Origin of the sequence: Aminobacter sp. MSH1, from assembly GCF_003071665.1 — a bacterium.
In the GTDB taxonomy this organism is placed as follows: domain Bacteria; phylum Pseudomonadota; class Alphaproteobacteria; order Rhizobiales; family Rhizobiaceae; genus Aminobacter; species Aminobacter niigataensis.
Genome location: NZ_CP026265.1, coordinates 846,164 through 873,134, shown reverse-complemented (window position 1 = coordinate 873,134; position 26,971 = coordinate 846,164). Strand labels below are relative to the sequence as shown.

The 26,971-nt window shown below is 62.2% G+C and carries 31 protein-coding genes and 1 pseudogene; 24 read left to right on the top strand and 8 right to left on the bottom strand.

The window, feature by feature from the left end; all coding sequences use genetic code 11:
• Nucleotides 1-36 precede the first annotated feature (36 nt).
• The 16 genes from CO731_RS04225 (at nt 37) to CO731_RS04150 (ending at nt 18,421) form a co-directional block, all read left to right on the top strand.
• Nucleotides 37-612, top strand: coding sequence for a terminase small subunit (locus tag CO731_RS04225; protein WP_108606082.1), 576 nt, complete (start codon nt 37-39; stop codon nt 610-612).
• Complete coding sequence (locus CO731_RS04220) at nt 605-2,182, top strand: terminase family protein (RefSeq protein WP_108606081.1); 1,578 nt, start codon at nt 605-607, stop codon at nt 2,180-2,182. The genes CO731_RS04225 and CO731_RS04220 overlap by 8 nt, the downstream gene beginning before the upstream one ends.
• Entirely contained in the window at nt 2,179-2,409 is a 231-nt protein-coding gene (locus tag CO731_RS04215; RefSeq protein ID WP_108606080.1) for a hypothetical protein, read from the top strand. Before CO731_RS04220 ends, CO731_RS04215 begins: the two co-directional genes overlap by 4 nt.
• A gap of 12 nt (nt 2,410-2,421) precedes the next feature.
• Complete coding sequence (locus tag CO731_RS04210; RefSeq protein ID WP_108606079.1) at nt 2,422-2,607, top strand: hypothetical protein; 186 nt, start codon at nt 2,422-2,424, stop codon at nt 2,605-2,607.
• A 5-nt stretch (nt 2,608-2,612) separates the two neighbouring features.
• Complete coding sequence (locus tag CO731_RS04205) at nt 2,613-4,244, top strand: portal protein (RefSeq protein ID WP_108606078.1); 1,632 nt, start codon at nt 2,613-2,615, stop codon at nt 4,242-4,244.
• Complete coding sequence (locus tag CO731_RS04200) at nt 4,241-4,513, top strand: hypothetical protein (RefSeq protein ID WP_108609398.1); 273 nt, start codon at nt 4,241-4,243, stop codon at nt 4,511-4,513. The genes CO731_RS04205 and CO731_RS04200 overlap by 4 nt, the downstream gene beginning before the upstream one ends.
• A 3-nt stretch (nt 4,514-4,516) precedes the next feature.
• Nucleotides 4,517-5,482: a hypothetical protein gene (locus tag CO731_RS28975; RefSeq protein WP_199914556.1), complete on the top strand. Its 966-nt coding sequence runs from the start codon at nt 4,517-4,519 to the stop codon at nt 5,480-5,482.
• A 177-nt stretch (nt 5,483-5,659) separates the two neighbouring features.
• The gene (locus CO731_RS04190) at nt 5,660-6,502 is read left to right on the top strand and encodes a phage capsid protein (protein WP_108606076.1); all 843 of its coding nucleotides are present in this window, start codon (nt 5,660-5,662) and stop codon (nt 6,500-6,502) included.
• 13 nt (nt 6,503-6,515) lie between these two features.
• On the top strand, nt 6,516-6,788 hold the full coding sequence (locus tag CO731_RS04185; RefSeq protein ID WP_108606075.1) for a hypothetical protein: 273 nt from the start codon (nt 6,516-6,518) through the stop codon (nt 6,786-6,788).
• A gap of 62 nt (nt 6,789-6,850) precedes the next feature.
• Nucleotides 6,851-7,282: a hypothetical protein gene (locus CO731_RS04180; RefSeq protein ID WP_108606074.1), complete on the top strand. Its 432-nt coding sequence runs from the start codon at nt 6,851-6,853 to the stop codon at nt 7,280-7,282.
• Between the two features lie 3 nt (nt 7,283-7,285).
• Complete coding sequence (locus tag CO731_RS04175; protein WP_108606073.1) at nt 7,286-7,909, top strand: hypothetical protein; 624 nt, start codon at nt 7,286-7,288, stop codon at nt 7,907-7,909.
• Nucleotides 7,909-10,602, top strand: a complete 2,694-nt coding sequence (locus tag CO731_RS04170) for a hypothetical protein (RefSeq protein ID WP_108606072.1) — start codon at nt 7,909-7,911, stop codon at nt 10,600-10,602. The genes CO731_RS04175 and CO731_RS04170 overlap by 1 nt, the downstream gene beginning before the upstream one ends.
• Nucleotides 10,599-10,958, top strand: a complete 360-nt coding sequence (locus tag CO731_RS04165) for a hypothetical protein (RefSeq protein WP_108606071.1) — start codon at nt 10,599-10,601, stop codon at nt 10,956-10,958. Before CO731_RS04170 ends, CO731_RS04165 begins: the two co-directional genes overlap by 4 nt.
• Nucleotides 10,940-11,470 carry a hypothetical protein gene (locus CO731_RS04160; protein WP_108609391.1) on the top strand — a complete coding sequence of 177 codons (531 nt, stop codon included), beginning with the start codon at nt 10,940-10,942 and terminating at the stop codon, nt 11,468-11,470. The genes CO731_RS04165 and CO731_RS04160 overlap by 19 nt, the downstream gene beginning before the upstream one ends.
• Complete coding sequence (locus tag CO731_RS04155; protein WP_108606069.1) at nt 11,470-14,190, top strand: lytic transglycosylase domain-containing protein; 2,721 nt, start codon at nt 11,470-11,472, stop codon at nt 14,188-14,190. Before CO731_RS04160 ends, CO731_RS04155 begins: the two co-directional genes overlap by 1 nt.
• Nucleotides 14,177-18,421 carry a hypothetical protein gene (locus tag CO731_RS04150; protein WP_159091561.1) on the top strand — a complete coding sequence of 1,415 codons (4,245 nt, stop codon included), beginning with the start codon at nt 14,177-14,179 and terminating at the stop codon, nt 18,419-18,421. The genes CO731_RS04155 and CO731_RS04150 overlap by 14 nt, the downstream gene beginning before the upstream one ends.
• Here CO731_RS04150 and CO731_RS28590 read toward each other — a convergent pair.
• On the bottom strand, nt 18,418-18,585 hold the full coding sequence (locus tag CO731_RS28590; RefSeq protein ID WP_159091560.1) for a hypothetical protein: 168 nt from the start codon (nt 18,583-18,585) through the stop codon (nt 18,418-18,420). The two genes, CO731_RS04150 and CO731_RS28590, sit on opposite strands and share 4 nt — an antisense overlap.
• A 39-nt stretch (nt 18,586-18,624) precedes the next feature.
• On the opposite strand from CO731_RS28590, the gene CO731_RS04145 reads away from it, so the two are divergent.
• From CO731_RS04145 to CO731_RS04135, 3 genes are read left to right on the top strand one after another with little or no spacing between them, the layout of a single operon-like run.
• Complete coding sequence (locus CO731_RS04145) at nt 18,625-19,974, top strand: hypothetical protein (protein ID WP_108606067.1); 1,350 nt, start codon at nt 18,625-18,627, stop codon at nt 19,972-19,974.
• Between the two features lie 3 nt (nt 19,975-19,977).
• Entirely contained in the window at nt 19,978-20,271 is a 294-nt protein-coding gene (locus tag CO731_RS04140) for a hypothetical protein (RefSeq protein WP_108606066.1), read from the top strand.
• The gene (locus CO731_RS04135; protein ID WP_108679411.1) at nt 20,268-20,579 is read left to right on the top strand and encodes a hypothetical protein; all 312 of its coding nucleotides are present in this window, start codon (nt 20,268-20,270) and stop codon (nt 20,577-20,579) included. The genes CO731_RS04140 and CO731_RS04135 overlap by 4 nt, the downstream gene beginning before the upstream one ends.
• On the opposite strand, the gene CO731_RS04130 is transcribed toward CO731_RS04135, so the two are convergent.
• The gene (locus CO731_RS04130) at nt 20,551-21,225 is read right to left on the bottom strand and encodes a methyltransferase domain-containing protein (protein ID WP_159091559.1); all 675 of its coding nucleotides are present in this window, start codon (nt 21,223-21,225) and stop codon (nt 20,551-20,553) included. The genes CO731_RS04135 and CO731_RS04130 overlap by 29 nt on opposite strands.
• A gap of 81 nt (nt 21,226-21,306) precedes the next feature.
• Between CO731_RS04130 and CO731_RS04125 the strand changes: the two genes are divergently transcribed.
• From CO731_RS04125 to CO731_RS04115, 3 genes are read left to right on the top strand one after another with little or no spacing between them, the layout of a single operon-like run.
• The gene (locus CO731_RS04125; RefSeq protein WP_108606064.1) at nt 21,307-21,942 is read left to right on the top strand and encodes a hypothetical protein; all 636 of its coding nucleotides are present in this window, start codon (nt 21,307-21,309) and stop codon (nt 21,940-21,942) included.
• An 11-nt stretch (nt 21,943-21,953) separates the two neighbouring features.
• The gene (locus CO731_RS04120) at nt 21,954-22,346 is read left to right on the top strand and encodes a hypothetical protein (protein ID WP_108606063.1); all 393 of its coding nucleotides are present in this window, start codon (nt 21,954-21,956) and stop codon (nt 22,344-22,346) included.
• Between the two features lie 11 nt (nt 22,347-22,357).
• Nucleotides 22,358-22,609, top strand: a complete 252-nt coding sequence (locus CO731_RS04115; RefSeq protein WP_108609616.1) for a hypothetical protein — start codon at nt 22,358-22,360, stop codon at nt 22,607-22,609.
• Between the two features lie 139 nt (nt 22,610-22,748).
• Here CO731_RS04115 and CO731_RS04110 read toward each other — a convergent pair whose 3' ends face one another.
• Together CO731_RS04110 and CO731_RS04105 are read right to left on the bottom strand one after the other, a co-directional pair.
• Entirely contained in the window at nt 22,749-22,931 is a 183-nt protein-coding gene (locus CO731_RS04110) for a hypothetical protein (protein WP_108679410.1), read from the bottom strand.
• Complete coding sequence (locus CO731_RS04105; RefSeq protein ID WP_159091558.1) at nt 22,921-23,763, bottom strand: hypothetical protein; 843 nt, start codon at nt 23,761-23,763, stop codon at nt 22,921-22,923. Before CO731_RS04105 ends, CO731_RS04110 begins: the two co-directional genes overlap by 11 nt.
• Here CO731_RS04105 and CO731_RS28585 point away from each other — a divergent pair.
• Nucleotides 23,750-23,902, top strand: a complete 153-nt coding sequence (locus CO731_RS28585; RefSeq protein WP_159091557.1) for a hypothetical protein — start codon at nt 23,750-23,752, stop codon at nt 23,900-23,902. The genes CO731_RS04105 and CO731_RS28585 overlap by 14 nt on opposite strands.
• A gap of 270 nt (nt 23,903-24,172) precedes the next feature.
• On the opposite strand, the gene CO731_RS04100 is transcribed toward CO731_RS28585, so the two are convergent.
• From CO731_RS04100 to CO731_RS04085, 4 genes and pseudogenes are all read right to left on the bottom strand, one after another.
• Nucleotides 24,173-24,508, bottom strand: coding sequence for a thermonuclease family protein (locus tag CO731_RS04100; protein ID WP_343207438.1), 336 nt, complete (start codon nt 24,506-24,508; stop codon nt 24,173-24,175).
• Nucleotides 24,509-24,566: 58 nt separating this feature from the next.
• Nucleotides 24,567-24,827: a hypothetical protein gene (locus CO731_RS04095; RefSeq protein ID WP_108606060.1), complete on the bottom strand. Its 261-nt coding sequence runs from the start codon at nt 24,825-24,827 to the stop codon at nt 24,567-24,569.
• Between the two features lie 18 nt (nt 24,828-24,845).
• On the bottom strand, nt 24,846-25,220 hold the full coding sequence (locus CO731_RS04090) for a hypothetical protein (RefSeq protein WP_159091556.1): 375 nt from the start codon (nt 25,218-25,220) through the stop codon (nt 24,846-24,848).
• Nucleotides 25,221-25,335: 115 nt separating this feature from the next.
• Nucleotides 25,336-25,566: pseudogene (locus tag CO731_RS04085) on the bottom strand (magnesium chelatase domain-containing protein); the annotation flags it as partial.
• A 251-nt stretch (nt 25,567-25,817) separates the two neighbouring features.
• On the opposite strand from CO731_RS04085, the gene CO731_RS04080 reads away from it, so the two are divergent.
• Nucleotides 25,818-26,846, top strand: coding sequence for a diguanylate cyclase (locus CO731_RS04080; protein ID WP_245439616.1), 1,029 nt, complete (start codon nt 25,818-25,820; stop codon nt 26,844-26,846).
• The last annotated feature ends 125 nt before the right edge of the window (nt 26,847-26,971 follow it).

Sequence of the window (26,971 nt, the reverse complement as noted above, 5' to 3'; positions counted from 1 at the left end):
GGCAGGTCCAATAACGGAGCGCTCTGAAGCGAACCAATGTCTGAGCTTACCGCCAAACAAGCGCGTTTTGTTGAGGAATACGTCCTCGACCTGAACGCGACGCAAGCCGCTATCCGGGCTGGGTATGCCGAGAAGAGCGCGTCTGTCGAAGGCGCTCGACTGCTCGCAAATGCTAAGGTGGGTGAAGCTGTCGCTGCCGGCCTGAAAGCCCGCTCCGAGCGCACCAAGATCGACGCCGATTGGGTGCTGACGCGCCTAGCTGAAGAGGCTGAGGCCGATCTGTCTGATCTCTACGACGACAACGGCCACCTGAAGCCCATGAAGGAATGGCCGAAGATATGGCGCAAGGGCCTCGTCGCCGGCATCGAAACCCTGACGGAGTTCGAGACGGTCGATGGCAAGAAAGAGCCGGTCGGCGTCGTACGCAAGATCAGGCTGTCCGACCGTATCAAGCGCGTGGAGCTGATCGGCAAGCACGTGGACGTGCAGGCATTCCGCGAGCGCGTGGCTCATGAGAACCCGGACGGCACGCCGCTGGCCGACACGTCCGACCGAGAACTGGCCAAGGCAGTCGCCTACGTCCTAAGCAAGGGCCTGAAGGCCGATGGCTGAAGCGGCGCTCGATCTGCGTTCGCTTGAGGCTGTGATCAGCAAGCTTTCTGCAGAGGATCGCGGTCAACTGGTCCAGATCGCGGCGACAGAGCTTGCCAAGCCGTTTCGGCCTAACCCTGGGCCTCAAACAGCGGCGCTCGAAAGCAAGGCCGATATCCTGCTCTATGGTGGGCAGGCAGGTGGCGGCAAATCGGCTCTGGAAGTCGGGTGTGCTGCCAACAATCACATGTCGGGGCTCATCCTTCGGCGGGAAGCCTCCCAGCTTGACGGCCTGATCGAGTTCTCGCGCCAGATCCTCACCGGCCATGGCGAGTTCGTTGGCGGCAATGACAACGTGTGGCGGCTCAACAATGGCGGCAGGATCAAGTTCGCCGGCCTGAAGCAGCCCGACGACTGGCGCAAGCACGCTGGCAACGCCCGTGACTACCTCGCATTCGACGAGGCCGGCGAGTTCCTGAAGGAACAGGTGTTCTCGCTCATCGGCTGGCTGCGCACCACAAGGGAAGGCCAGCGCTGCCGCGTCATCCTCGGCTCAAACCCGCCACGTGGTGGCGATGGGCTCTGGATGATCGAAGAGTTCGCGCCGTGGCTCGATCCGAACTATCCGAACCGGGCGATGCCCGGCGAACTGCGATGGGCAATCGTCGTCGCCAGCGTGACAGAATGGGTCGATGGGCCGGGCACATACGAGCGCAACGGCGAAACCTACGATGCGATGTCGCGGACGTTCATCCCCGCAAGCCTCGATGACAATCCGTATGTGGATGCAGGCTATCGCGGCCGCCTCCAATCGCTTCCTGAACCCCTTCGCTCGCAGCTGCTCTACGGTGACTTCCTTGCCGGACGGGCTGACGACGAATGGCAGTTGATCCCGGCTGAGTGGATCAAGCAGGCGCAAGCGCGGTGGAATTCGGAAGGGTTCCGCGGCTTCAAGATGACGGCACTGGCCGTCGACGTGGCACAGGGTGGCGCTGACGACAGCACGCTTGCTGCTCGGTACGGCACATGGTTCGCCCCGCTGGTGGTCAAGAAGGGTGTGGAGACACCAGACGGCCCCAGCATCGGCGCAATGGTCTTCTCCCATCGCAGGGACGGTGCCGGCGTCATCATCGACGTGGGTGGCGGCTACGGTGGCGGTGCTGTCACCTTCCTGAAGGACAACGGTGTCGCTGTGGCTCCCTACAATGGAGCGAACGGGTCAACTGCTCGGTCGGCCGACGGCCAATTCCACTTCGCAAATAAGCGAGCTGAAGCGCACTGGCGCTTTCGTGAGGCTCTGGACCCGTCGCAGGAAGGCGGCTCGGTCATCGCACTGCCGCCTGACCCTTTGTTGCTCGCTGACCTGACTGCCGTGCGCTGGAAGCCAGTCGGCCAGGACAAGGTGCAGATCGAAGAAAAGGCCGAGATCAAGAAGCGGCTGGGCCGATCACCCGACAGGGGCGATGCGGTCATCATGTCTTGGTCGGAGGGCAACAAGCTCGCGGTCAGGAAGATGCAATCCGAAGCGCTGGGCGGTCGCCTGCCTCAAGTCACCCTCGGCTATGCCAAACACAAGGTTGGAAGACGATGAACCAGAACACCGCTGGTGCAGTGCTGATGCTCGTCCTGGCCGCCGCCGGCATCGCTTGGAATGAGCCGTTCGCGGTCATGATGGTGGCCGCAACCTGCGCATTGGCCTTCGTCTGCGAGGAACTGTGCGACCTCGAACTCAACGAGGTGGGTGAGACCGCTGCCAAGACACTCGCAGTTGCCTCGTGGCTGACCACCGCCGTCGCCTTCTTCTCCCTGCTGTTCTGAAAGGAGCCAATCATGGCCAATCTGTTCAAGCCCAAAATGCCCAAGGTCGAGGCTGCAACCCGCATGCCCGATCCTGAAGACCCCGCAATCCTGGCCGAGCGTCGGCGCAAGATTGCTGAGCAGCGCCAGCGTGGCGGCCGAGACTCGACCATCATGTCTGAGAACCTGATGGGATCGACCGGCAAGCTCGGGGCCTAAGCCTGATGGCGCTCTCTCCTGCAATTCAGACTGTCATCGAGAACGGCAATCGCCTGTTCACGGAACGGGTGGGCCTGCTCTGCCTGTGGCAGGAGTTGGCCGAGCACTTCTACTATGAGCGGGCTTCGTTCACGTCGCCGATGACGATGGGGGCTGACTATGCGTCGGGCTCGTTCTCGTCCGATGGTGCTCTGTATCGCCGGGAGATGGGCAACCTGTTCCAGCCGATGATGCGGCCGCAGGACTTCTTCAGCATCAAGGCGCTGGATGATGCCAGGAACAAGGACGGCGATGCGCGTGGTTGGCTGGAATACGCGACCAAGCTGCAGCGCAGTGTCATGTACTCGACGGGAGCACAGCTTTACCGGGCAACGGTGGCAGGCGACCACGACTTCGTGACGTTCGGCCAAGGTGTCGTCGAGGTCTGTGCAGCGCCCGACCGGCGCAACTTGTTCTATCGCAACTGGCATCTGCGCGATTGCGCCTGGTCGCAGGACTTCAAGGGCGCCGTCACCGACATTCACCGGAATGATACGTCGACCCTGAGCAATCTGGTTGCCAAGTTCGGCGACAAGGTGCCTGAAGCGCTCCGCAAGGATGCCGAGAAGAACCCCTACACGACGGCCAAGGTGCGTCATGTGGTGGTGCCGTCCAACGCCTATGACGTCGGCTACAAGGTCCGCGCCGATCAGCCGTATGTGTCGCTGTGGGTCATGCCCGATCATGGCGAGGTGCTGGAGAACATCCCGCGTACCTACCGCGGCTATGTCATTCCTCGTGGCCTCTCTGTCGACGGCACGCAGTACGGCGCCTCGCCTTTCACCTCCATCGTCCTGGCTGATGGCCGCACGTCGCAGACAATCGAACGGATATTGCTCGAAGCCGGTGAGAAGGCGGTCGACCCTGCCATGGTCGCCACACTCGATGCCGTGCGTGGTGATATCGGTCTCTATGCCGGTGGCATCACCTGGATCGATGCCGAATATGATGAGCGCTTGGGCGAGGCTCTGCGCCCGGTCAACAGCGACCCCTCTGGCCTCCCTTTCGGCCAGGACATGGCGGAACGTTTCGCCATGCGCCAGCGCCTTGGCTTCATGCTGGACAAGATCAGCCTCCCTGAGACCAGCGGCAAGACGGCCTATGAGGTCCGCAAGATTGTCGAGCAGCAGATGCGCTCGCAAATCCCGATCTTCGGACCAATCGAGGCTGAGTACTCCGAGCCGCTATGCTCCGAGACGTTTGCCGTGATGCGGTCGCTGGGTGCATTCCCCGCGAACGAAATCCCGCCGTCGCTCCAAGGTGCCGGTGTCGAGTTCTCCTTCAAGTCGCCGATCACCGATCTGGAAGGCGACACGCTCAAGGCGAAGCTCTCGGAAGGCATGGAGATCATATCGGCCGGCGCCAGTTTCGACCCGACCGTGGCCAAGCTCGCCAACCCCATGGAAATCGTCAAGGACATGCTGCGCCGGATCGGCTGGCCGGAAAGCTGGCTGAACGATGAAAAGCGCCTGGCCGCCGCCGTGGAGCAAATGCAGCAGGAACAACAGGCCGCAGCGATGGCCGCTGACGTTGGTGGTGCCGCCGAAGTCGCCAACAAGGCCGCTCCGATGGTCAAGGCGCTGGCGGGTGCCGCATGAGGCGCAACCCCATCGCGCCAGCGGTCTACACGGTGGCCATTGCGGAAGCCGTCAAGGCGGTCGCTGCTGGCAATGCCACGCCTAGTCAGCAGATGGCCTGCATGAACTGGATCATCACCCAAGCAGCCAGCACGTATGACGAGACCTTCGTGCCTGGCGCTCCCGATGCGAGCGACTATCTCGCCGGGCGCCGCAACGTCGGGCTTCAACTGGTCAAGCTGATCAACGTTTCCATCTCCGATCTCAAACCTGACCTCCCGAAAGGATAAGCAATGTCGGAAGACACGCTCGCAGCGGGCGCGGCATCAGCCGAAAACCCCGCTCCTGCACCCGCACCCGCACCGGTGCCTGCCCCAGCGCCTTCGCCGGCCCCGGCAGCACAGCAGCAGCCTAACCCCGAGCCGGCTCCCACCGAAGAGGTCAAGCCGGCCCCAGCCGCCGAACAGGCTGGCCCATGGGGCGACGATTGGCGCGAGAAGCTGGCCAAGGATGACGCCAAGCGCCTGGATCGTCTGAAGCGCTTCGCATCACCGGAGGCACTGCTTCAGGCGCAGGAAGAGGCCCAGCGCAAGATATCCGAAGGCGTGAAGCCGAAGGGCAAGCCCGGCGAGAAGGCAACCGACGAAGAATGGGCGGCCTTCCGCAAGGAGAACAATATCCCCGACAAGGTCGAGGATTACGTCAAGGCCATCGTTCTGCCCGACAAGCGCCAGATCGGCGAAGCTGACCTTCCCGTGGTCAGTGCCTTTGCCGAGCGGGCGATCAAGAGCGGCGTGGCGCCGGCCGATATGTCGGCCATGGTCGACGAATACTATGCCATGCAGGAAGAGGCGCAGTTCCAGCAGGCCGAGCAGGACGCGACCTTCAGGAAGGAAGCCGAGACCACGCTCAAATCCGAGTGGGGCGGCGACTATGCCGGCAACTTCGCAGCAATGCGGCCCTACTTCGACAGCGTCGACCCTGAGCTTTACGGAAATCTCTTCGGCGGTCGCATGGCCGATGGCTCCAAGATCGGCAATCACCCTGCCGTGTTGCGCTTCTTCGCGGCCAAGGCGGTCGCTGAGAACCCCATGGCAACCGTCCTGACGCCTGGCGGCACTGGCCTTCAGACGATACAGGCGGAAATCACACAGATGGAAACCAGGATGCGGAGCGACCGCGTTGCCTGGCACAAGGATGCGGCAGCGCAGGAGCGCTATCGTCAACTGATCACGGCCCGCGACAAGCTCAAGGCCTGATACCTGCCAACCGACGGCCAACCCGCTTAGCGGCTCCGTCTCAGGCACTCCCAACACAAGCCCGAAATCAGCCCCGAAGGGCGACACAGCGGCCCGGAGCAATCCGGACAACCCGCGACGTCGACCAGCGGTCAACCTGCCTACGGCTCCGATCCCTCACATTGAAGGACTGGAACCATGGCCGACACGGCTTTCCAGAAACAGTACCGACAGGAATACATCGCCGGCTTCGAGTCCGGTGAAAGCCCGCTGCGCATGTCGGTGACGACGGAATTTGTGCGCAAGGGCAACACTGCAGAGTTCCTTGTCGCCGATAGCGGCGGCGCGGAAGCATCCACGCGCGGCGTCAACGGTCTGATCCCGGCCCGTGCCGACAACCTCAGCCAGAAGACTGCAACGCTGGTTGAGTGGCACGACCTGGTCCGCAAGACGAGCTTCAACGTGTTCGCCTCGCAGGGCGACCAGAAGCGCATCATGCAGGACACGACGCTGAAGGTGATGAACCGCAAGATCGACGCGGACATCATCACCGAACTGGCGACTGGCACCAACGACACGGGCGCTGCGGCGACCGGCTCGCTGACGCTGGTCACCAAGGCAATCGGCATCCTCGGCCTGGCCAAGGTGCCGGTTCAGGAAATCGACAACATGTGGGGTCTGATTTCCCCGGCCATGTACACGTACTTCATGCGTGACACGACCTTCACCTCTCGCGACTACGTCGACATGGCCCCGCTTGCCGGTGGCCCTCTGAAGCGTGTTCTGCGTTGGGCGGGTGTCAACTGGCTGGTTCACCCGGACGTCCCCGGCGTCGGCACCAATGCCGAGAAGTGCTTTGTCTACCACCGCTCGGCCATTGGCCATGCGTGCGACAAGGACACTCTCGCCTCGGTCGTCGGCTACGACGAAGAGCAGGATTACTCGTACGCACGCACCACGTGCTTCATGGGCTCCGAGCTCCTTCAGAACGGCGGCGTCTGCGTCATCAACCACGATGGCTCTGCCATCGTTGCCTCGTAAGGAGGGCTGACCAGTGGCCTATGTTACCTCGAACCCTCCCAAGCTGATCGCCCAGGCAATCACCGGTGGCCGCATCTGGAAGTATGACTCCGCCGATGCGCTCGCCGATGTCCGCGTCTCGGGCTACTTCAGCGACGGCTACAAGCTCGGCATGCGTGCCGGTGACATGGTGATCATCACCGACACCGACACGTCGGCGACCTCGCTGTCCTTCGTCAATGCCGCCACGGCCTCGGCTGTGGATCTTGCCGACGGTACTGCGCTGACCGCGACCGACACCGACTAAGCGTCGGACCAAGATGGCGGGGGCTTCGGCTCCCGCCTTTTCCTTTCAATCTGGAGCTTCCCATGCCCGTTCATGTCAACGGCCTCGCGCTGGCCGAAAGCAAGCGCACGCTCTATCGCATCGTCGCCGGCATCGACGACACGCCCGAGAGCCTGCTCGATCCGAAATACTGGGTGCATGTCGCCCGCCAGTTGCGCCCCGATGACCGTGTCGAGGTGATTGCATTCGACCGTTCGTGGTTCGCGGAAGTCCTCGTCGTGGAAGTCGGCGCTGGTGGCTTTGGCGGCGCGCGCGTGGCGTTCGTCATCGAACCGACTGCACTGTCGAACACGGCCAATATCGACCAGCCTGCCGAGAACGAAGTGCGCTGGGGCGGCCCAAAGCTGAAATGGCAGGCTGTGCGCATCCGCGACAAGAAGGTTCTGCAAGACGGCTTCGAGACCAAGGACGAAGCGGCCGACTGGATTGCCGAGCGCAGCAAACTGGCGGCCTGATCCATGACCGACCAGCTCAGCCTCTACAACGGCGCGCTGATCCGCCTGGGTCAGACGCGCCTTAGCGCTCTCACCGATGAGGGCAAGGGCCGGCGGGCGCTCGACTTCGTCTATGCGAAGACGGTGAAGGCGTGCCTTGAGGCTGGGCTATGGAACTTCGCCATGCGCTTTCGGATGGGCGAGACCAGCCCTTCGGTCGACAGCACGCTCGGCTATCGTTTCGTCTTCGACAAGCCCGACGACTGGTTGCGCACAGCGGCCATGACTGTCGATGCGCATGGCCGGATGCCACTCCTCGAGTACGATGACCGCACTGACTTCTGGCTGGCCGACGTCGACACCATCTTCGTCCGCTACATCTCGAATGATCCAGATTTCGGGCTCGATCTCGGCCGCTGGCCGGAGAGCTTCGTCAACTATGTCGAACTCTCGCTGGCGGTCGCCACCTGTGAGGAAATCACTGGGTCCATGGAGAAGATGGACCGGCTGGAAAAGGCCAAGGACAAGGCTTGGAAGGCCGCCTCCAACCGTGACGCCATGAATGAGGCGGTGACCAAGTTCCCGCCCACAGGACGCCTTGTCGCCAGCCGCGGCGGCGGTCGCTCACGTGAACATGGGCGCCGCTGATGCCTAAGACCAACGCCCCACTGCTTGCCTGGAACCGTGGCATCGTTTCGAAGGCGGCGCTCGCCCGCGTCGACGTCGACCGCATCAGGCTCTCCGCCGAGGTCATGGAGAACTGGTTGCCGAAGACCGCCGGCTCGATGGCGCTTCGGCCTGGCTTCAGCTACCTCGGATCAAGCCGAAACGACGCTTTCGCGATTGATGTGCCATTCGTCGCGGCAACCGACGATACCGCGCTGATAGAGTTCGCCGACGGCAAGATGCGGGTCCGCGTCGACGACGTTCTGGTTTCGCGTGTGGCTGTCGCGACCACGATTTCCAATGGCAACTTCGCAACCTCGGCCAGTTGGACGGATGCCTCGACGAACGGCGGCACTCTGGGCTTCGGCGGCCCGGGCCTGGTGCTCAATGCCGTGAACATCGGCGGATTGGCAGTGTGCCGGCGCCAGATCACTATATCGGGTGGCGATGCCAACAAGCGTCATGCCCTCAACATCACCATTACGCGCGGCCCGGTCACCTTCCGGTGTGGCTCGACGTCCGGTGACGATGACTACATCGCCGAAACTGCCCTGCGCACTGGGACGCATAGTCTCGCATTCACGCCCTCGGGCAATTTCTGGATCCAGTTCCAGAGTGATCGCGACGTCGACCGCTTGGTGTCGTCCATTCAGGTTGCATCTGCCGGCACGATGGAACTGAACGTGCCTTGGGCCAGCGCCGATCTGCCCTATGTGAGGTGGGATCAGTCCGCCGACGTCGTCTTCCTCGCCTGTAAGGGCTATCAGCAGCGACGTATCGAACGCCGAGCAACCGACAGCTGGTCCCTCGTGCTCTACCAGCCAAGCAGCGGCCCGTTCTATATCGGCCGTTCGGCTCGTGTGAGGTTGAAGCCCGGAGCGAACGCCGGCAATACGACGCTCCAGTCGGACATCCCGTTTTTCAAGCCCTCGCACGTCGGGGCTTTGTTCCGTCTCTTTCATGGCGGCCGGAGCCAGAAGTTCAAGCTTGGAGCGGAAAGCGCCTTCACTGGTGCCTGGCGCGTGAACGGTGTTGGAGCGGACAACGACTTCAGCATCACCCGGGCTGGGACCTGGGCGGGCACGCTTACCCTTCAGCGATCCTATGACGGTCCCGACCAAGGCTTTATCGACGTCTCTGGTGTCACGTTCACAACCAATGGCACGACCGCCCATGCTCCCGGCGCCACCTTGGACAATGTCATCCAGTGGTATCGGGTCGGCTTCAAGCCGGGTGCCTACACGTCCGGCGCCGCAGAGGTCACGATTGACTATCGAGGCGACGGTGCGCATGGGATTTGTCGGGTGGTTGGCTACAGCTCCCCGACCAGCGCCAACATCGAGATTTTGCAGCCCTTCGCCGTCGGCGAGTTCACCGACGACTGGCAAGAAGGCATCTGGTCCGACCGCCAAGGCTGGCCAAGCGCCGTTTCCCTGCACAAGGGCCGCATCTGGTGGGCCGGCAAGACGCGGTTCATTGGGTCGGTCTCAGACGATTACGAGAACTTCGATCCCAGCTTTGAAGGTGATGCCGGTCCCGTGAACCGCACCCTTGGCGCTGGTCCGGTGGACACCATCAACTTCATGCTGTCGCTCGGTCGCCTGATCGTTGGAACGCCTGGAACGGAGTTCTCGATCAAATCCACGTCCATTGATGAGCCGTTGACGCCGCAGAACGCACAAGCTGGCGATCCATCAAGCCAGGGGTCACGCCAGGGTGCCAATGCGGCGAAAGTCGACAGCCGAGGTGTCTTCGCCCAGCGCTCCGGCAAGCGCCTGTTCGAACTGGTCTTTGACACAGACAGCTACGACTACGTGCCGCGCGACCTGACGCTTCTCTGTCCTGACCTGACGGGAAGCGCGAACGTGGTCGGCATCGCCGTCCAGCGCCAGCCGGACACGCGCATTCACGTCTGGCTCGATGATGGAACCGTCGTGCTCCTGACCTATGAGCCGACTGAGGACGTCACATGCTGGTCGCGCATTCGCATGGCGGACAACGGCGCTGTCGAAAGCGTGTCGGTGCTCCCCGGCGAGGATGAGGATCAGGTCTTCTACCGCGTCCGGCGCACGGTGAACGGCTCGACCAAGCGCTATCTCGAAAAGATGGCGATGGAGGCGGATTGCGTCGGCGGCTCGATGAACAAGCAGGCCGACAGCTTCGTCATCATCCCGAACGTCACCGGCACCGACGTCACTGGCCTGTCGCACCTTGAGGGCAGGCAGGTGGTGGTGTGGGCGGCGGGGAGGTACCGCGGCGAATACACGGTCGCAAGCGGCGGCATAGCGATGACGTCCACGGTTACGAACGCCGATGTCATGGTCGGGCTCAAATACGAGGCATTCTACAAGTCGACCAAGCTGGCCTATGCGGCAGCGGCCGGAACTGCGCTCAACCAGATCAAGCGCGTCAACTATGTCGGGGTGATCCTCGGCCTGGCGCACAATGACGGCATCGAGTTCGGCCGCGACTTCGTGAACATGGACAAGCTGCCAAGGCTGTACCAGGGCCGCCCTGTCGACGTGGACGAAATCTTCACCGACTACGAAGAGCCGGCAACGCCGTTTCCGGGTGAGTGGAAGCCCGACAGCCGGCTTTGCATGCGGGCAACGGCACCTAAGCCTTGCATGCTGCAAGCCGCGGTGATCACCGTCGAGACACACGACAAGGCATGACCCACGAAATCGTGCCGCTCACTCATGAGCATCTTGCCGACTGGTACGGTCAGGAAGGCTATTTGCCGACCGTGAAGGGCATCGCCGGCTTTGTCGATGGCAAGCTGGTCGCCGTGGCCGGCTTCTGGCTGACACAGGGCAAGGTCATTGCCTTCTGCAATCTGCGCGACGAAGCCCGACCGTTCCGCAAGACGATGCACAAGACGGCCATCGACCTGATCGAGACGGCCAAGAAGCAGCACAAGCGCATCATTGCGCGCTGCGATCCTGACGAACCCACAGCCCCGAACTGGCTCCGCCGTCTCGGTTTTCAGCATGAAGAAGGAGACATCTGGTCATGGCAGATCTCGGCCTAAGCGCGATCCTCGGCATGGTCGGCACTGCCGTTTCGGCGGCTGGCACACTTGCAGCGGGCGCGGCGCAGAAGTCCGCTTCCGAATACCAAGCCCAGCAGCTTGAGCAGCAGGCGGCAGAAGAAAAGGCTGCGTCGCAGCGTGAGGCCGCAAAGGTCAAGAAGGAGCGCGACTTCATCTTGTCACGACAGCAGGCCGTCGCCTCGTCGTCCAACCTCGGCGCGCTGGATGAGACCGTCCTCGACCTGGCTGGGGACGTTGTGCAGGAGGGCGCCTATCAGGAAGGCATGATCCGCTATGGCGGCGATGAGCGCGCCAAGGGCCGCCGTGCGCAGGCAGCGGCTTCACGCATGGAAGGCAAGGCCGCGATGACCGGCGCCATGTTCGGCGCGGCCGGCACGCTCATGGATGGCGTGGGGTCATTCTCCAAGGATTGGGGCGCTGGTGCCACCACCAAATACCGGGGCCGGTATAGCGGCTCTTGGGCACAGGCGAATGCCGGGGGATATTACTGATGGCTTTGAAGCTTCCCGGCGCTGAAGAACTCGGCGCGGCGCCTAGCGGTCGTTCTGGCCGCCCTATCGCGTCCTATGACACGTCGGCCATCGGTCGCGGTGTGGCGCAGCTCGGCCAGGGCATGCAGTCGATGGCGGCCGGCATGCGGGCGGGCGAGAAGAAGCGCAAGGCCGAAGTCGACGATCAGCAGAAGTTCGAGACGCACAGCCGCTTTCTGCAGTTCGAGGATGCTCAGAAGAAGGCTTTCGCCGATGCCGTCATCAAGGCACCCGTGGGTGCTGATGGCTTTGAGACCTCGGCGGGCGAGAGCTACTTCAAGGCTGCGAAGGACTTCATCGGCACGGTGCCGGAGGCGCTGCGCCCGGAATACGACCAGCGTCTTTTCGGGCTGGAAAGCACGATCACGAGCAAGGCGAAGGACTTCTCCGTTGCCGAGAAGGACCGCGTTGCGAAGGTCAAGGTCGACGATGGCCAGAACGTCATCCTTGGCAGGCTGAACGAAAATCCTGATGGATGGAAGGAGGCTGACGCTGAAGCTGATGCGCTGGCCGCCTCGTCCGGGCGCTCTGCCATCGATGTCGACATTTCGAAGCGAGAGTGGCGCAAGAGACGCGCTGAAGCGCTGTGGACGATTGACGAGCGCCAGAACGGGCCGGAGGCACGAAGCAGGCTCGGCGTCGGTTCATCGGGCGATGCAATCGACGTCGTCGTCAACAAGATCATCGGCGTTGAGAGCGGCGGCAACCCGTCAGCCCGAAACCCGAACTCCACGGCGGCCGGGCTAGGCCAGTTCATAGACTCTACTTGGCTGGCAACTGTCAGGGCGCACCGGCCCGACATCGCTGCCGGCAAGAGCGCCGCCGAGATCATCGCCCTCAAGACCAACGGCCCTCTGGCCAAAGAAATGACGGCTGCGCTGACGCGCGACAACGCCGAGTATCTGACCAACCGCGGCGTGGCGATCACGCCGGGCAATCTCTATCTGGCCCATTTCCTCGGCTCGGCCGGCGCTGTGCAGGTTCTGAAGGCTGACCCGAATGCTCCAATCGGCAGCATCGTCGGGCAGGACGTGGTGCGGGCGAATTCGTTCCTCGCCGGCAAGTCGGCCGCCGATACCCGCGCTTGGTCCGACAAGAAGATGGGCGGTGCGGGCGGCGAAGTCGCGCCGCAATATGCCGACCTGTCGTTCGAAGACCGCACCGTCCTCTATGACAAGGCGGTTGCTGCTCAAGAGAAAGCCGACCGCGACGCACAGGTGCAGGTCACCGCGCAGCGCACCGCCTTCAAGGATGCGCTCTCGCTCGGCATTGAGACCGGCGAGGTGGTCAGCGATCAGCAAATCCTAATGGCCAACATCGACGATGGCGACAAGGCCACGCTCCTGAAGGCACTGCGGACCAAGACGAAAGAGGACGGCGACGTCCGCGACCTCGTCACCAAGGTGGTTTCGCAAGACCCCGGCGCGGCCGTGAACGGCTTCGATGCTGATGAGCGCAAGAACGGCGACAAGGCCTACGACGCGATGATGAAGGCATCCACGCCTGAAACCGCACAGGTCATCACCGAAACCTTCGTTCGGTCTACGGGATACATTCCCAAGAGCGTTCAAGCTCAGGTGCGCCAGGGCGTGGCTTCGACCGATCCGGCCCAGTTCGCCGCGGCAATGTCTCAGGCCGATCTTCTGGAGGCGCTGGCCCCGGTCTCGTTCGGTGCCTTCGAGGGCGGAGCCGGTGCGCGCGACAAGCTCGCGATGTTCCGGCACATGGTCAACGACCTGGGCATGGGCGGCGAAGACGCCGCTGCGCGCATCCTGCGCATGACTGACCCAACCGTGAAGGCCAATAAGCAGGTGTTGAAGCCGGAAGCGGACAAGTTCGCCAAGGCTCTGACCCTGTCGGAAGTCACCGATGCCTTTGACCCCAGCATGTTCGCCTCTGAGCCAGGCGCCGGCGTGATCCCCGAGCATGCCAACGGGTTGCTGGCCGAATACCGAGAGATTGCCGAAGAGAAGTTCTACGAGACAGGCGGCGATGCTGGTGCGGCCAAGGCTGCAGCACTTGCCGACCTCAAGACCCGCTGGAACATCAGCGGCGTGTCAGGCTCTGCGAACCTCATGCGCCTGCCTCCCGAGCAGCACTACCCGGCGATTGGCGGCAACTTCGACTATCTGCGCGAAGATGCCATGAAGACGGCCGGCGACTTCGCCGCAAAGCTCGACCGCAAGGTGGACAATGTCGCGATCCTGGCGACCGACAAGACCCGTGCCGACATCGAGGCAGGCCGGCGCCCGCGCTATCGGCTGTTCTACCAGTACCGCGATGGCGATCAGGTGAAGGTTGGCGAGGTGTTCGGCGCTCCGTGGGGTGTCGATGATGCTTCCATCAAGGATCGAAGCGCAAAGGCCTCTGGCGCGGCCAGGGAGCGCTTCCTTGCAGAGCGTGGGCGCAATGACGCGGCCAACACTGCCGAAAGCGCTGGCGAGGCTGCTGCCAACCGTGCGCTCGAAGAGACCGTCGGTCCTGACTGGATGAAAGCACGAGCCGCTGAAGGTGCCCGCGAGCTTGGCCGGTCTGAGGCGGCCACGATCCGTCGCCAGTCGGATGAGAAGCCAGCCGAACCGGAAGCAACCATCGATCCGATGACACTGCCCGACAGCCCGGGCATGGCGCGCAAGCGCACGATCAACAACGCCGTGTGGGGTGATGATGCCGCAAATTGAGTATCCCGGTGACCGCCCGGCGCTGGGCGCCTTTCGTCCGCTCGACATGCAGACGGATGAGCCCGAACTCGATCCTGACACCATGTCGGTGATAGGAGCGGCCTTTCGCCAGGACAACGTCATCGGCTCCGCGCTGAACAACAAGATGTCCGGCATTGACCGGGCATCGCGTGAGGATGGCTTTTCGGGCGATGTGCTCTGGGGCGAAATTCAGGGCACGCGCTACGAGCCGCATTGGCAGCGTTTCGCCGACGTCTTCAATCGCAAGGCCTTCACTGCCCTGAAAGGCCAGATCGACATGGAGCAAGAGGACCGCCGCATCCTCGACGCCGGGGGGCTGACCTCGATTGCAGCACAGTTCGGTGCTGCCGTTGTGGATCTTCCGTCCCTGATCCCTGGTGGCGCTCTGGTGCGCGGTGCCACGACCGGCGCGACGATTGCGCGCTCGGCTGTCTCGACGGGCATTGCCGGCGCGCTGGGTGCCGGTGTCTCGGAACTGGCGTTGCAGGCCACACAGGAAACCCGCCCGCTGGCGGAAAGCGCCTTGTCGTTGGGTGCAGGCGCGGTGCTCGGTGCATTGCTCGGATCTGGTGCCGGGGCGCTGTTCTCGGCTGTTGAGCGCAAGGCCGCTTTCGCTACCGTCGACCGTGCGATGGCTGGCAGTGACGACGGCGGTGAGGCAATGGCCGAGTTCCGATCTGGCCTCGCTGAAGGTCAGAGCGCGGGTGCTGCTGCCGTGGAACGACCGGTGCTGGAGGATTACGACATCGCCAGTGGCGCCAAGGGTGTCGGTCTGGCTACGGCTCGGCTCAACCCGCTGCTGCGTGCTGCGCATAGCCCGTCTGCCGTGCATCGATCGATCATGGCCGACATGGCGGAAACCGGCTTCTATCTCGAAAAGAACGTGCGCGGCGAAGGCAACCTCGCCGTCGAAAGCGCCGTGAAATACTGGGACCGTGGCGCTCTCACCAAGGGCCTGACCGATATGCGCGGCATCTTTGAAGAAGCGCGCAAGGCTCCCGACTTCAACATGACCCGGGAAGAGTTCAGGACTGCCGTCAGCAAGGCCATGCGCCGGGGCGATGTCGGCGAAAACGACGCCGTGTCGAAGGCTGCGGTTGCCTGGCGTTCCTCGCTGTTCGATCCTCTGAAGGATCAGGCTATCGAGGCCGGACTCCTGCCGCCCGACGTGAACGTCAAGACGGCGACGTCGTATCTGACCCGTCTCTGGAACGCGCCGCGGCTGAATGCCGGCGAAGCCCGGTTCAAGGCCATAGTGAAGCCGTGGATCGACGAGCAGCTTTCGCACCTCGAATTCAAGGCTGACGAGATCAGGATCGGCAACAAGATTGTCGATGCCGATAAGCAGCGCGGGTTGCTGACCAAGGCGACCGACCGTCTCGACAGCTTCGAAGAGCGGCTGAATGAGCGTCGGGGTATTCGCGACCGCAAGAACACTTCCCTGGAAGGGCTGCGCAAGACGCGCCTCGATGTGATGAAAGCACGCGCGCCGGCCGATCTGGTGAAGCGCCTTCAGAACATGGACGAAAATGCCGTCATGGTCGACGCCGTGAAGGAAGTCCGCAAGGCCGAGCGCTCTGCGGGCCGCAAGCAGTCCTACGCCGAGCGCTTCCCGGTGCTGGCGCTGATCAGGGGCAAGGGCGGCGTGCGCGTCGGCTCCAAGCTCGACGGCGAGTTGCGCGCCATGGACGTCACGCCGAAGACGCATCCCGGTCTATTCAAGAAGGACGGTGGCATCGGTGATGTCGACAACTTTGTACAGGCCGAAGACGCCATGTTTGACCGTCTGGCTGGTGACGGCTCCGACTATGTCGACCCGCGCGCGATCATGGAGGCGATCCGCGAAGAACTTGGCGGCGCACCGCTGCGCACGGCGGACGAAGAGGCTGCGGCCGAACTGCTCGACAATCTCGACAAGACGGCAGCGAAGTGGCTGGAAGACGTGGGCCTGTCGCCGAATGTATCGGTCAAGGAGGTTCGCGACTTCATCGACCGTGTCATGGGCGCCGAGGGCAACCTCGAAGGGCTGGACAGCCGGATTTCGCGGCTGGAACGCGAGTTGGGCGAATTTGACACGGCCAGCGACAAGATCATCAACGAGCGCGACATCTCGGCAATGGACGCCCGCACGCTCAGCGAAGGCCTGACTAATCTGGAACTCGAGCTTGATGCCGTGCGCGACCTCGCCAACGCCTCACCTCGTGTCAGCCTGGTCGTCGACTATGCCAGCACCAAGCGCGACCTGTTCAAGGCGAAGCTCTCCGAACGCTCCCTGCGCAAGCGTGTCGATGCGCTGAAGCGTATGGAGGCGGAAGGCCAGGCGAACGACAGCATCCTTGCCGAACTCGCTGCCAAGTCGGTGGATCTCGACCGCATGCAGGCCAGCATCGCCGGGCTCAAGCTGAAGGCCGACAAGCTCGAACCGATGGTGCCGGTCGTCAAACAGGAAATCCCTGAATTCCTGTCCCCAGACGATAGGGCCGACTATGTGAAGGGGATCGTCGACGACATCTTCTCGCAACTCACCGGTCGCGCCAATCAGGGCATGCCGTCCTATGACATGACCATGTCGGCGCGCGGGCCGCTGAAGGAACGTACCTTCAACATTCCCGATCACCTCGTCGAAGACTTCCTTGAGCACGACATCGAGTTGATCGGGCGCCGCTATGCGCGGGTCATGGCGGCCGACGTCGAACTGACGCGCATGGACAAGCGCCTCGGCGGGCCCGGCAAGCCCACCCTGCAAGGCCAGTTGAGCCGGCTGGAGGATGATTACCGGATGCTGCGCGAAGAGGTGCAGGCGTCCGATATGGATGAGGCCGGTAAGACCAAGGCGCTCGAACGGCTTACCAAGCAGGAGAAGAGCGACGTCGAGGACTTGGCCGGCGTGCGCGATCTGCTGCGCGGGCAATACAAGCTCGACAGCCAGCACACGAACTTTGCCCGTGTCCTCCGCACTGCCGGCACGTTCAACTTCATGCGCCAACTCGGCGGCGTGCTGATCTCGTCGCTGACGGATGCCGTGCGGCCGGCGATGGTGCATGGCCTTGGCCGATACATGAGCGAGGGCATTGCGCCGCTGATCACCAATCTCGATGCGATCAAGCTTTCGGTCGCCGATGCCAAGCTGATGGGAGCCGTGACCGAACGCACGTTGCAGTCGCGCATCGCGACGATGGCAGAGCTTGCCGACCCCTACGCGATGAACTCGCCCTTCGAGCGCCTAATCGACAACATGGGCGCCACGTTCTCACGCATGACGCTGCTGCCGTTCTGGAACGACATGCACAAGGCGGTTGCCTCTGTGCTGGTGCAGAACCGTATCATCAAGAACGTGGCCGGCGGCGACTATGCCAAGCTGGCTCCTGACGAACGCCGATACATGGGCTTCCTCGGCATTGACGAGCATATGGCCGAGCGGATCGCCAGGCAGTTCGACCAGTTCGGCCAGGTGGAAGGCAGCGTCCACATTCCCGGCATCGAACGTTGGGACGATGAGGGCGCGCGCCGCGCCTTTGCCGGCGGTCTCAACAAAGACGTCGACAGCGTCATCGTCACCAAGAGCGTGGCCGATGTGCCGCTGTTCGCCCACACGCCGCCCGGTCGTGCGCTGCTCCAGTTCAAGAGCTTCGCCATCGCCTCCAACCAGCGCGTGCTGATGCGCGGCCTTCAGGAGGGGCCGGGCTCGTTCGTCACGGGCACGATTGGCATGTCGACCCTCGGCATGGCCGCCTACTGGTTCAAGCAGCGCGAATCTGGCCGAGAGCTCTCGGACAACGCCGGCACTTGGATCGCAGAAGGCTTTGACCGATCCGGCATCCTCTCCATTGGCATGGAAATCAACAACACTTGGGAGAAGCTTGGCGGGCCCGGTCTGTATCAACTGGCTTCAATGGGTGGTCGGATGCTGGACCCCAGCGCTGACGCTCGCCAGCCAGCATCCCGCTATGCGAACCGCGATGCCTTCGGCTCTCTTCTCGGTTCGTCGTTCCAGCTCGGGACAGATGCCGCGCAGTTGCTCGGCATCCCGGCACGCGGCCTGTCGGGCGATCTTGATGTCATGCCAGCAGACGTGAACCGGGCCACGAGCATGGTCCCGTTCTATACCCTGCCGTATTGGCGCTGGATCCTCGAAGGCGGCTTCAATCTCGAAGAGCGCACAGGCTTGAGTGGAATAGAGCCTGCCCTGAAATCAATGGCCGAACGCTAGCAGTTGTCGTTGAGGCTCATCCCGCGCGGGCAGCTGTAGTCTTCTCCGTTGCCGCTTGTGCCAAGGGTCAGATCGGCGATCCCGGCGAGCACGAGCAGGCAAACGAACGACCCCAAGAAAATCCAGCCCCAAGGCGCGGCATCCTTGAGATGCAGCCAGGCCAATTCAACTTTCCCCGCACTTTTCCCCATGGAGGCCCACCCGTGGCAACAATCTATTCCGACCAGATCACTGGTTATGGCGAAACGGTAGCATACAAAGCGCCGTGCCGTGTAGCCACCACTGCCAACATCGCTCTGTCAGGGTTACTGACGGTCGATGGCGTGGTGCTCGTCGCCGATGATCGGGTGCTCGTGAAGAACCAGACTGCGCCTTCCGAGAACGGCATCTGGATCGCCAACTCGGGAGCTTGGACGCGCGCTCGCGACTTCGACAGCAAGCGCGACATTGCCCGCGGAACTCGGACCAATGTCACCGACGGGACGGTCAACGGCGGTCGCGAATACCGCATCCTTGGCAACAACCCCATTATCGTCGGCACAGATCCAATCACGATCAGCGAGACGCTTTCCAGTGACAGCGGGAGCAATGCGGCGGCAGCTCAGGCGGCGGCCGATTTGGCGCTGGCTGTACTTGCAGACCCGAACTTCGTTGCGGTCGCGGGGATTGCTGATGAAATAGCGACGGTTGCCGGGCTCGCCCCTGACATCCCCGGCATCCCTGCAAATGTGACAGCAGCACAATTGGCCGAGACGAACGCTCAGAAATGGGCGACGAACCCGGAGGACGTCGAGGTCACTCCCGGGCTCTTCTCGGCCTTCCACTGGTATCGCAAGTCTCTGGCTATCTGGACGAACCTGACAAACACCGTGGCAGGGTGGATACATGGGGCAGGCACTAAGACCGTCCTTGTGGATGCCGATGAGTTCGGTTTGGCGGACAGCGAGTGGTCTTGGGCTCTGTCGAAGGTGTCTTGGGCCAGCATTAAGGCGGGCATAGCGTCCGCCACAATGACACTCACCAACAAGACGCTGACCAACCCGACGATTTCCGGGGGGGCGTGGACGGGCGGCACCGATCTTGCAATTGCGGATGGTGGTACCGGGGCGAGCACAGCGGCAACAGCCTTCGGAAACCTGAAGCAAGCTGCATCCGCCACGGCGACAGGTGTTGTGGAATTGGCCACTGACGCCGAGGTTGCGACTGGGACCGATACGGCACGGGTCCCGTCAGTCGCCACCTTGAAAAGCCATCAAGGAATGGCCAAGGCGTGGGTGAATTTCAATGGGATCGGCACCGTAGCTATTAGGGACAGCTACAACGTTACGTCGATTACCGACAACGGGGTCGGTGACTACACGGTCAATCTCGGCATCACCATGGCTAACGCCAACTATTGCGCGTCAGGCGCTTCGGGCACGGACGGCAGCGGCAATAACAGAAACCTCGCTATCGCCAGCTTGGCCACTACCTCGCTGAACGTGTGGGCAACGGGCACGACGACCCAGAAACTCGACGCCGATCCTATCTGCGTACACATCTTCGGAGACTGATCGATGGTACAGCGCATTATCTACCCCACCGATGGCGGCGGCATCGCGGTCCTCATCTGCCATCGGGCAGACGGAACCCCGGCTTCGCCTCTACCCCTCTCGGAGATTGGCCGAAAGGACGTGCCAGCAGGTGTCCCTTTCCGGTTCGTAGAGGAGGAGGATATCCCCGCCGACCGTTACTTTAGGGACCTGTGGACGGCCGACTTCAGCGAACCGGACGGCCATGGCATCGGCGCGGCGGCCTGGTTTGAAGAGCAAGCTATTATTGCCGCAGGGCAGCAGGAGGTCGACCAATGAGCGTGATTACCATCCGCCCGGCACCACCGCCTTCTGTTGATGACTACAAAGCGGCAATCGTCGCCATACTCGACTCCAAAGCGCAGGAGCGTCGGTACGACAACGCTGTATCGATCTCGACTTACGTTAACAGCACCAATCCTTCATGGGCCGCCGAGGCAGCGGCGTTCGTAGGCTGGCGCGATGCAGTGTGGGTCTATGTCTACACCGAACTCGACAAGGTCATGACCGGCAAGCGATTGCAGCCGACAATCGCGGCTTTTTTGGAAGAGCTGCCAACTATGGTTTGGCCGGGAGGCGCTTCTTGATCGAGCGGCCCCACTTGCGGAGTAGCTTGACGATGCGCGGTTCACGCGGCTCCAAGATGTTGCCAATAGGCTGACGGGAGACGGGCCCGCCACCTTCACCTAGTGTCGCGTTGTAAATCCCCTGTCTGCGATCATACGCGAACACATCGAGGTAAGACAGTGAGCCCTCGACTGCTGCGAGAAATTCATGGGAATTACCGTAGTCGTTGTGCACCTTCATTTTGGTGCGGGCCTTCTTGTTTGCCCCAAATATGTAGGTGAAGACAATCTGACGGCCTGGTGCTTGCTTCGCGAGTTCACGGAAAAACGCGGGCACGTCGTCAAGATATTCTAGGAACCCCGCGCAAACGATTACGTTGAAATCGACGTCTGGCAGGCGGAACTCCTTATTGAAATCGACAACGAACGTGCCTGGTAGATCGGCTACGCAGTCAACTGGCGTGTATTTACAGGACGGTGGAATAAATCGCGAAAGCTTCCGATTGCCCGCCCCAATATCCAAAACGGAGTCAGTAGCACGGATCAGTTTCGCAATGATCCGCGACCTTGGCTCCCAATCGGGCTGCGCCCCATTGGCAACCGCGCTCCACTCATCAACTGACGTAAACATATAAAATCCCCAAGAAGCTCTTGCGCCTTCTGCCACTGCACTAGTCTTGGAGCAATAGCGGCGTTTGCCCGCACCCTGCGGGAATGACGGCGGCTCTCCACAATCTGAGGAAATCCCATGGACCGTAGCAAGTTCTACGCGGCCTTGCGCGCGCGCTCGTCTGGCGTGTTCGGAACGTCGCTTTCTCAAAGCCAGGTCAACGGCACCGAGCAAATACTCGACGAGGCGCAGCGCCGCGGCACACCATTGCGGCACCTCGCCTATATCCTTTCGACTGCCTACCACGAGACTGCGCACACCATGCAGCCCGTCCGGGAGATGGGCGGCGAGAAGTACCTCCGCGCCAAGCGCTACTATCCCTGGGTGGGCGAGGGGCTGGTGCAAGTCACCTGGGAAGAAAACCACCGCAAATTCGGCGCCACTGCCCCGGGCCAGATGATGACCTGGCCGATTGCCCTGCGCGCCATCTTCGACGGCATGACCAACGGCATGTTCACCGGCAAGAAGCTGGACGATTTCATCTACGCCGAGAAATGCGATTACGTCGGAGCCCGTCAGATCGTCAACGGCACCGACCGTGATGACGACCTGGCCGGGTATGCCAAGACCTTCGAAACCGCACTCCGCGCTGCCGCCTACATCGGCCAGGCACCCCAGAAGCTCCAGATCCCCGAACCTAAGCCCATTCCAGCACCCGCGCCTGAGCCCGCGCGCGGCTGGCTGTCCCGCATCCTCGCCCGGCTCTTTTCCTGAAAGGAACTTCCATGCCTCAGCAACAAAACTTCATCGGCGGTCTAATCGCCGGCAAGGTGCTTGAGACCGTCATCGGCCGCGTGCTCGACAAGGTGGCGGTCAATCCGAAAATCTCGCTCGATCCGGTCGACGTGCCGGCCGTGCGTGAGGTCGTCGCGGAATCGGTACGCAACGAGCTTGCCGCCCGCGAACAGCACTCGACCAACAATGAGCCGGCCTATCAGTCTCGTGTTGCACAAGGCTCGGTAGCCTCGATCCTCGGCGCCCTGGCTCTCATCTCCGAACTCTGGACGAATGGCGTGCCTGATGCCCCGACGCTCTATGTCGGCCCGGCCACCATTCTCGTCGGCGCCGCCTGGGCACTGTACGGCCGCTTCATTGCCAAGAAGCCGCTTGGTGCATGATGGAGGGTGAGATGGACCTGAACGCAAAGCCCGCTGATCGCATGGCCGAGTTGCCCGAGAAGACCCGAACCTTCCTTGCTCAGCTGCGCGAAGAGGACATCGATACCCTTAACGCCGGCCTCAAGCTCGTCGTCGCGACCATGACGGTCGGCCGCGCCGTCAAGTGGCTGATCGTTGGCATCCTCGGGCTATTCGCAGGCGTCGTGATGTTCGGCGAAAGCCTGTTGAAAATCCTGGCGTGGTTTAAGCCGCCGCCCGGCTGACCATTGCCTAATGTTGGCAAAATGCTAACATTCACATTGTGAATGATATTGCGCCACTCGCCCCGCTGGCTCCGGTCGGCGGGGCTCTTTTTTGTAATGTGACACCACAGCCCGCCGGTTCGACCCGGCAGTTTCAGCTTCAATTGAAGTTAAAGACCACGCCTGACAGGTCGAGTTTGCGGCCGTCGGCATCCGACGTCTTTTGGGTGTAACTCGGGCGATCGAGGTCGTAATTACGCTGGAACTCGTACTCAGGCATCGGCGAAGGGGTGAGCGGCTGGCTCATCTCTTTGGCTTTTGGCGTCCGATTATCAGCAGACATGAGTAGGCTCCTCATTCAGCGAAGAAGGATAGTAGTGCTTACGCTTTATCCAACGAAAACCCTCAAACTTGGTTACGGTTCCAATGTCAAGGTCCCCGCCAACGGTATTCGCTCCTGGCACAAAGCGCACGAATGACACTGTGGTCTCAGCTAGAAAGCGCGCGAGATCGATGGCATCCTGTACCGGCATGGAAGGCTCAAGGATCTGTGCCTGGGATGCGCTAGCGAGCCTTTGCGTCAATACCTTGGCATCCTCTGGAGAAATGCCTGAAGCCACCAATACGCTCATTGTAGCTGGGGAAATTCCAAGCACTAGCCGGGCGCATGCATCCGGCTGGCCGTCCCATTCAATGGTGCAGCTCTCCTCGCCGGCCAGCATCTGCGGACCGGTTGAGCCCGCTCCGGAGATCTGGAATTTCCAAAGCTCGCTACCGGAGCCTTGGGTTGAATACCCGCCGACGAAAAAGCTGAAGGACGATGAAGCCCGCACTGGCTCGGGAAGTTCTTGAAAGAGTGCGTCGAAGCGCCCCGAGCAATATGCGGTCACCTCCTCGATGGTGAAGTCTTCCGGATTGATCCCGGCCGTGCCGCTGACGATTTCTTTTCGAACTTCTTTGGCAATCGTCGAAACGGAGGAGCGGCCGAAATTCCCCAGCCCGCAGGTCATGGCGGATATTGGTTGGTTCCTGATCAGATTGAAGACTTTATGGCCGTGATTGTAGACGCGCATCACGGCCTGGTTGCCGTTGCCATCGGTAGAAACCATGGAAGATGCGCTGTCGGCCACAAAGACCAAACAGTCATGGACCTTAACTGCAATGCAGATCGTCAAGGCGTTCCCCTCGCCCATTTCTTACAGCATAGAACTGATTCGCCGGGAAAAAGTAAATACGACACTTTCAAAAGCCCCGCTGCCGAAAGGTGACGGGCTTTTTCGTTTTAGGCGCCAGTTCGACGTTGGTGCCGCCTGATCGACTTGGCGATGGCCCGCTGCTGTTTGGCTGGTACCTTGCGCATGGGCGGCATGGGCCGCTGAGGTTCACTCGGTGTCGTCCGCTTTCTGGTAACGAACAAATAGATCAGCCAGGCTATGAACGAACCGAACACGGCAAGTGCCAGCACGTTGGAACCGCTGCGGCCGCGCCTACTTCCACCGACCCCGCGACCTCTGCTGCCTCTCCGAGCCAGCGCAGGTGTGGCGACTAGGGCAACAGGCACAGCAAGCAGCGCCCGCCGACTGATCATCCGCACCATGGCCGCTTGACCTTCGGGCGCCAAATGATCGCATGGCCCTCGGAGAGCAGAATGTTTTCTGCAAGCTGACCGTTCCCAAGCCTGACGCGCACCAGCGGCCGGCGCTGGTCAGTGTCATCAACTTGGCCAGTGTCTTCGCTCCGCACGCCTGGCTCGCGCAGCAGCTCGGCCAGACGCTTCTTGGCCTCCTTGCCGAGCATGCGCTCGCGCTCGCACTTCGCCCGACCGCCGGTCTCTGGCGTGTCGATGCCTGACTTGAACGGCACGCCGTCGCCGATCAGGCGCATGTTCCGGCCGTTGCATTTGATGGTGTCGCCGTCCACGGCGGTGAGTTGCAGGCACGAAATGACGGTTGCGGCGAGGAGAGTAATCATGGGCAGCCTACTTCACCCCGCACCGGCCTTTTAGGCGGGCAATCTCGGGCTCGTGGGTTTCTGACCCGCCCAATGGCACGCCGATCATGAACACGCCAAACGCGTCCTGGTTAGCGGTCCGCTGCTGGCGCGAAGTTATATCTGCAAGTCGGTCGCGATCCGCCTGGGTGCATTGCCTGCCGTCAGACGGCGCGGCCTTGATGCTCGATGGCGGCGTGGCGCAGCCGGCGAAGACCGCGAGCGCGGCCAATGGCAGAAACTTTTTCATGAAATCCCCCCCGGATGTTCACGCACGTTGTGGCACGTACCGGCGCTTCTGCCAATCGTAGACCACGCCTTCGGGGCGGGCGAAGCGGCGCGAAATCTCCTTGGTGCCCTCGTGCATGGCCTGCTGGCGCTTCGCTTTCCTGATCCGCGGAAGATCCTCGGTGTGCGTCTTCACCTGGGCGCAGTCGAAATGCGCCGGCCCGCAGTTGGTGTTGACGTCCTTGCCTAGCAGGGCAAGCGCTCGCTTGTGCTCGACGATCCAGCGGTCGTTGTGGCGGTGGATCAGACGCTCGCAGATGCAACACGGCGCCACGTTGTGGCCGGTGCAGTTCTCCGAAAAGATGTGCTGCCGGCGCTTGTCGGTCATCCGCTGGCGGGGCGTGTTCGCAGTCATCGCATTCAAATCCCGTGGTGAGCACTGCGTGAGTAGTCCGGTCAATGCCGAAACGAACACACAGCAACCACATGATTTAAATGAGAAATTACGGCTATCGCTGGGTCGACTACCTGCCCTCCTTGGGCAGGTCGGCGGGTGCGAGATTGACGGTGACCTTCTTGGCCGGCATCGACAGGCCCGAGGCATGCAGCGCCGCCTGCACACGTTCGCGGCTTTCGGCCACCGCCTTGTCGGGCAGGCCGACGATCTGCATGCCGACTTTCCCCGGCGCGACCATCACCTGCACGTCGACGGGAACCGCCTCGATGCCCTGGAATGCAACAGTGCGCACGCGCGAAACCATGCTGCCCCCTCCGCCCGGCCTCCCCCAAACGCACGATCAGGTCGCGGACGATTTCTTGAAAGACAAGCATAGATTATAAATTGATGCAAGAACATTTAAAGAACATAGGCAGCCGTTGTTTACGCTAGCCGATACTGCCGGGCATGGCGCGCGGTGCCGGGCGCCGGATAGGGAATCTTAAATGCTTGTGTGCGAATATAAGGCGCATCAAAGAGAAGGTGATCGACCTCGCCATGCGCCACAGACTGCCTATGCGAAAAGTCGGACGGCCGGGCGCCCTTTCGCGCCGCGGCGCAGCCAGGATCGCGGAACTCGAGGCGCGTCTGGCGGCGCAGGCGACGCTGATCCGCGAGCAGGCCGCCTCGCTTGCACACAGCCAGAAGATCTTCGACAGGTCCTCGGCAGCCGCCCGCATCGGCGTCTGGCAATGCAACCTCGCCGACCAGGCGCTGGTATGGACCGACGTCGTCTACGACATCTTCGATCTACCGCGCGGGTCGGCGCTCGAACGCCAGGAAATCGTCACGTGCTACACGCCGGAGTCGGCGGCGGAGCTCCATGTCAGGCGCAGCCAGGCGATCGCGGAGCGCACCGGTTTCTGCCTGGACGCCGAGATCGTCACGGCCAAGGGCAATCGCCGCTGGATCCGCATCACCGCATGCGTCGAGTGCGAGGACGGCGTTGCCGTGCGTATCTTCGGCCTGAAGCAAGACATCACCGAAGAGAAGATACTCGCCGACCAGACGCGCTATCTCGCCGAGATCGACGTCATGACCGGGCTTGCCAATCGCAGCCAGTTCCAGTCGAAGCTGGCGGCATGGACCGAGCTGTGTGCCGAGCACCCCGCCCCCGGCGCGCTGCTTCTGCTCGACCTCGACGGCTTCAAGCAGATCAACGATACCTTCGGCCATGTCGTCGGCGACGAGTGCCTTAGAGAGGTGGGCCGGCGGCTCGAGAGCGCCTGCAGTGGCGCGCAACTCGTTTCGCGCATCGGCGGCGACGAATTTGCCGTGTTGTCGGGGCCGAACCTCGACCTGCAGGCGATTTCGGCGCTTGCGCTTGCAATCATCGAAAGGCTCGGCCAGCCGATAGATCACTGCGGCACGCCGCTCAGGCTCGGCGGGTCCGTCGGTATCGCGCTGTTCGAGGCCTGCACGCCGTCGGAACTGCTGGTCAGGGCGGATACCGCGCTCTATCGGGCCAAGGCGGCCGGGCGCAACACGTTCCGCATCTTCAGGCCGGGCGATACCGCCGGCCTGCGCGGCCATCGCGCCGCGTAAGCGTTGACCGGCATCACAGGCCACCGACCAGGCTTGTTCCGGGCAAGCCATGCTGGTATTGCAACCAAAAGATCAAAGCGAGCATTCGCGACATGAACATGGGCACGGCCAAGTCCGCAGACAGA